2 protein-coding genes are annotated in these 5,400 nt (G+C 76.6%); both read right to left on the bottom strand.

Annotation, left to right across the window (positions count from 1 at the left end; genetic code table 11):
- The coding region (locus tag ABZ495_RS36660; RefSeq protein ID WP_359840324.1) for a beta-ketoacyl synthase N-terminal-like domain-containing protein at positions 1 to 739 on the bottom strand (739 nt) is incomplete at its 3' end.
- A gap of 129 nt (positions 740 to 868) precedes the next feature.
- Positions 869 to 5,368 carry an SDR family NAD(P)-dependent oxidoreductase gene (locus ABZ495_RS36655; protein ID WP_359840322.1) on the bottom strand — a complete coding sequence of 1,500 codons (4,500 nt, stop codon included), beginning with the start codon at positions 5,366 to 5,368 and terminating at the stop codon, positions 869 to 871.
- Positions 5,369 to 5,400 lie beyond the last annotated feature (32 nt).

Genomic DNA, 5,400 nt, shown 5'->3' with positions numbered 1-5,400 from the left:
GCGAGAACTCCACGAACATCCCCGGAGTCGACATCACCGTCACCCCACCCGCCAACGCCAGGTCGCACTCACCCGACCGCAACGACTGCACCGCCAGGTGCAACGCCACCAACGACGACGAACACGCCGTGTCCACCGTCACCGCCGGCCCCTCCAACCCCAACGCGTACGAGACCCGGCCGGACAGCACGCTGAGCGTGTTGCCCGTCAGCAGGTAGCCGGCGAGGTCGTCCGAGCCCTCGTGCAGCCGGGGGCCGTACTCCTGGGAGAGCGCGCCGGCGAAGACGCCCGTCCGGCTCCCCCGCAGCGAGTCCGGGTCGATCCCCGCCCGCTCCACCGCCTCCCACGAGGTTTCCAGCAGCAACCGCTGCTGCGGGTCCATCGCCAGCGCCTCCCGCGGCGAGATCCCGAAGAACCCCGCGTCGAACTCGGTGGCGGCATCCAGGAACCCACCGGCCCGCACATAGCTGGACCCCGGCCGCGCCGCCTCGGGATCGAACAGTGCCTCGTTGTCCCAGCCGCGGTCGGTCGGCAGCGGCCCCACGGCGTCCCCGCCGTCCACCACCAGCCGCCACAGGTCCTCCGGGGACCGCACACCGCCGGGGTACCGGCAGCCGATGCCCACCACGGCCACCGGCTCGCCCGACGCGGCCTCCACCGCCCGCAGGCGCTCCCTGGTCTGCCGCAGGTCGGCCGACACACGCTTCAGGTAGTCGAGGAGCTTCTCTTCGTTATCCATCGGGAATCCGTCCAACGGGTAGAGGCCGGGAGCGCCGTTCGAGGTCAGGCCGGGCGGTCGGGACAGGGGAGCAGCGGGGCAGCACGGAGCGGGGCGGGGCAGCACGGGACCGGGCGGAGCGGGGGCGGATCAGGACAGGCCGAATTCCTCGTCGATGAGCGAGAAGATGTCGTCGACGGTGGCGGACTCGTAGTCCCGCCGGTCCTCGGTGGCCCCCGTCTCGAAGGCGCGGGCCTCCTTCCACTTCCCGAGGAGGGCTTCGAGGCGCTCGGTGATGCCGGCGACTGCCTCGTCGTCCTGCGCCACCGCGCCGAGCGCGCCCTCCAGCCGGTCGAGTTCCTGGTAGACCGCCGCCCCGGCGCGGGCGTCCGGTGCCGGCGCCCCGGTGGCCTCGGCCTCGCCGACGAGCCGGGCACGCAGCACGGCCGCGAGTTCGGCGGGCGTCGGGTGGTCGAACACGGTGGTGGTCGGCAACCGCAGTCCGGTCGCGGCGTTCAGCCGGTTCCGCAGCTCGGTGGCGGCCAGCGAGTCGAAGCCGAGGTCCCGGAACGCCCGGCGGGCGTCGACCGCGCCGGCGAGACCGTGCCCCAGCACCACGGCCGTCTCGTCGAGCACCAGGTCCAGGACCAGCCGCTCGCGCTCGGGCCCGCGGAGTCCGGCGAGCCGCTGGGCCAGCGTCGTCCCCCCGGTGGGCGAGGCCGCGGCGGCCGTCCGGCGGCCGGTCACCCGGACCAGCCCGCGCAGCAGCGGCGGTACGGCGGCCTGGCCGGCGCCGGAGGCCGCCCGTGCCCGCAGGGAGGCGGTGTCCAGACGCATCGGCACCAGGACCGGCGCGGCCGCGCGGTGGGCGGCGTCGAAGAGTGCCAGCCCCTCCTCGCTGGACAGCGCGCCCATGCCGACCCGCCGCATCCGGTCGAGGTCGGCGCCGTCGAGGTGCCCCGTCATGGCGCTGCGTTCGGCCCACAGCCCCCAGGCGAGTGCGAGGGCCGGGAGGCCGCGCGAGCGCCGGTGCGCGGCCAGGGCGTCCAGGAAGGCGTTTGCCGCCGCGTAGTTGCCCTGCCCGGCGGCGCCCACCAGGGCGGTGGCGGAGGAGAACAGGGCGAACACCGCGAGGTCCAGGTGCTCGGTCTGCCGGTGCAGGTGCCAGGCGGCGTCCACCTTCGGCGCCATGACGCCGTCCAGCCGCGCCCGGTCCAGCGAGGTGACGATCCCGTCGTCCAGCACGCCCGCCGTGTGGACCACCGCCGTCAGCGGGTGCTCGGCCGGGATCCCGGCCAGCAGACGGGCGACCGCCCCGCCGTCCGTGACGTCGCACGCGGCGACGGTCACGGTGGCGCCGAGGGCGGTCAGCTCGGCGGCGAGGGCGGCGGCTCCGTCGGCCTTCGCGCCCCGGCGCGAGGCCAGGAGCAGGTGCCGTACGCCGTGGTGGGTCACCAGGTGCCGGGCGGTCAGCGCGCCCAGCGTCCCCGGGGCGCCGGTGATCAGCGCGGTGCCGTCCGGGTCCGGCGCGGCGGGCACGGTCAGGACGATCTTCCCGATGTGCCGGGCCTGGCGGAGGTGGCGGAACGCCTCGGGGGCCCGCCGGACGTCCCAGACGGTCAGCGGCGTCCGGTGCAGGGCCCCGGCCGCGAACAGGGCCAGGACCTCCCGGAGCATCGCGCCGATCCGCCCGGGGTCGACCTCCATCAGGTCGAAGATCCGGTAGTCGACGCCGGGGTGCGCGGCGGCCACCTCGGCCCCGTCCCGGTGGTCGGTCTTCCCCATCTCCAGGAAGCGCCCGCCCCGTGTCAGCAGCCGCAGGGAGGCGTCGACGAACTCGCCGGCCAGCGAGTTGAGCACGACCGAGACCCCGCGCCCGCCGGTCGCCGCCAGGATCCGCTGCTCGAAGCCGAGGTCCCGGGAGGAGGCGATGTGCGCCTCGTCCAGACCCGACGCGCGCAGGGTGCCCCACTTGCCCGGGCCGGCCGTGCCGTAGACCTCGGCCCCCCAGTGCCGGGCCAGCTGCACCGCGGCCATGCCGACCCCGCCGGCCGCCGAGTGCACCAGGACGCTCTCGCCGCGCCGCAGGTCCGCCAGGTCCCGCAGGCCGTGGTAGGCGGTCAGGAAGACCACCGGGACGGCGGCCGCCTCGGCGAACGACCAGCCGTCGGGCATCGGGGCGACGGCCCGGTGGTCGGCCACCGCGACCGGTCCGAACGCGCCGGAGAACAGGCCCATCACCCGGTCGCCGACGGCGAGCCCGGCCACCCCGGGACCGATCTCGGTGACCACGCCGGCGCCCTCGATGCCGAGCCCGTCGAGCCTCGGGACCAGACCCAGCGCGACCACGACATCACGGAAGTTGAGTCCGGCGGCGCGGACCGCGATCCGGACCCGGCCCTCGGCCAGCGGGCCGGTGGCGGAGTCCTGCGGGCCCGGCAGCAGCGCCAGGTTCTCCAGGGTGCCCTTGCCCTCGATGTCCAGCCGCCAGACGGCCGCGCCGACCGGCGGCGTCAGCGCCGCTGCCGCCCCGGCGAGCCGGGGGACTCTCAGCGTGCCCTCGCGAAGGGCGAGTTGGGGCTCACCGGAGTGAACGGCCGCGGCCAGCAGCGCCGGTGGGGCGTCGCCTTCGTCCAGGTCCAGCAGGACGAAGCGGCCGGGGTTCTCGGCCTGCGCGGCCCGCACCAGGCCCCACACCGGGGCCTGCACCGGCGCGGCCGCTCCCTCGCCGGGGCGGACAGTCACGGCGCCCCTGGTCACCACCACCAGGCGGGAGGCGGCGAACCGGTCGTCGGCCAGCCAGGTCCGCAGCGCGTCGAGGACGTCGGCGGCCAGCGCGCGGGCCGCCGCCCCGAGGTCGGCCGCGTCGGGGGTAGCGGCCGGGGCGGCGCAGGGCAGGAGGACCACCTCCGGCACGGCACCGTTCGTCCGCGTCGCCGCCTCCGCCAGCGAGCGCAGATCGGCGAACGTCCCGCCGACCGGGCCGTCGGAGCCGGCGCCCCCGGGCCTCTGGCCCGCGAAGCCGGCGCCCCCCGGGCTCACCACGGCCCAGTCGCCTCCGGAGCCCGACGTGGTGGCCGTGGGCGCTCCGACGGCCACCCAGTCGACCTGGAAGAGCGCCTCGCCGTGGGGCCGGCCGACCTCGTCCAGCTGCTCCCGGGTGACCGGCCGCAGCGCCAGGGACTCGATCCCGGCGACCGGCCGGCCCGTGGTGTCGGCGACACTCAGCGCCACCTTGCCGGCCCCCAGCGGGGTGACCGTGACCCGCAACGCGGTCGCACCGACGGCGTGCAGCGTCAGGCCCTCCCAGGCGAAGGGCAGCCGCGGCAGGCCGTCCGCCGCTTCGGCGGCCGGCCGGGCCAGACCGATGACGTGCAGCGCGGCGTCCAGCAGCGCCGGGTGCACGGCGAAGCGGTCGGCGCCGACGGCGGCCTCCTCGGGCAGCGCGACCTCGGCGAACACCTCGTCGCCCCGCCGCCAGGCCGCCCTGACGCCCCGGAAGGCCGGACCGTAGGGCAGACCGGTCTCGGCCAGGCCCGCGTACAGCCCGTCGATCCGGACGGGTCCGGCTCCCGGTGGGGGCCAGGCCGCCGGGCCGGCGTCGCGTTCCCCGGCCGCTCCGGCCCCTCCTACCGGTCCGGCGGGCCCCGCCAGGCCGGTGGCGTGCCTGGTCCACGGCTGCTCGGCCGGCGCCCCCGCCGGCTGGGAGTGCAGGCTCACCGGTCGCCGACCGGCCTCGTCGGGCGCGCCGACCACCACCTGGAGCGACACCGCGCCCTGGTCCGGCAGGACGAGCGGGGCGTGCAGCGTGAGCTCCTCGATCCGGCCGCAGCCGGCCCGGTCGGCGGCCTGGAAGGCCAGCTCCAGCAGGGCCGTGCCCGGGACCACCGTCGTCCCGAGGACGGTGTGGTCCGCCAGCCACGGGTGCTCGGCCAGCGAGAGCCGACCGGTGACGAGGACGCCGTCGGAGTCGGGCAGCGCGAGTGCCGCGCCCAGGAAGGGGTGGTCGACCGGGGCGAGTCCCAGGGTGCTCGCGTCACCCGACGCTCCCGGGGCCGGCCGCCACCAGTAGGACTGCCGTTGGAACGCGTACGTCGGCAGGCTCGCCGGGGTGGCACCGGTGCCCGCGAACGCGGCCGTCCAGTCCACCGGGCCGCCCCGGACGAAGGCCTCGGCGGCCGAGGTGAGGAAGCGTTCGAGTCCGCCCTCGTTCCGGCGCAGCGTTCCCACCACGACGGCGTCGCGGCCGAGTTCCTCGACCGTCTCCTCGATGCCCGGGCGCAGTACCGGGTGGGGGCTGACCTCGATGAAGACGCCGTGGCCCTGTGCGGAGAGCCGTTGGACGGCCTGGTCGAAGCGCACGGTCTCGCGCAGGTTGCGGTACCAGTAGTCGGCGTCGATCCCCTCGGTGTCCAGGAGGTCCCCGGTGACGGTGGAGTAGAACGCCACCTCCGAGGCCGCCGCGCGGTCCGGGCCGAGCGCGGCGAGCAGATGGTCCCGCACGGTCTCGACCTGCGCGGAGTGCGAGGCGTAGTCGACCGGGATCCGGCGCGCCCGCACGCCCCGCGCCTCACAGTCCGCCAGCAACCCCTCCAACGCCGCCGGCTCCCCCGACACCACCACCGAGCCGGGCCCGTTCACCGCCGCCACCGACAACCGGCCCTCCGCGGCAGCCACCAACT

This window comes from Kitasatospora sp. NPDC005748, from assembly GCF_040630735.1.
GTDB lineage: Bacteria > Actinomycetota > Actinomycetes > Streptomycetales > Streptomycetaceae > Kitasatospora.
Note: the sequence above shows the minus strand (reverse complement) of the source record. Positions and strands in the feature narration are given on the sequence as shown.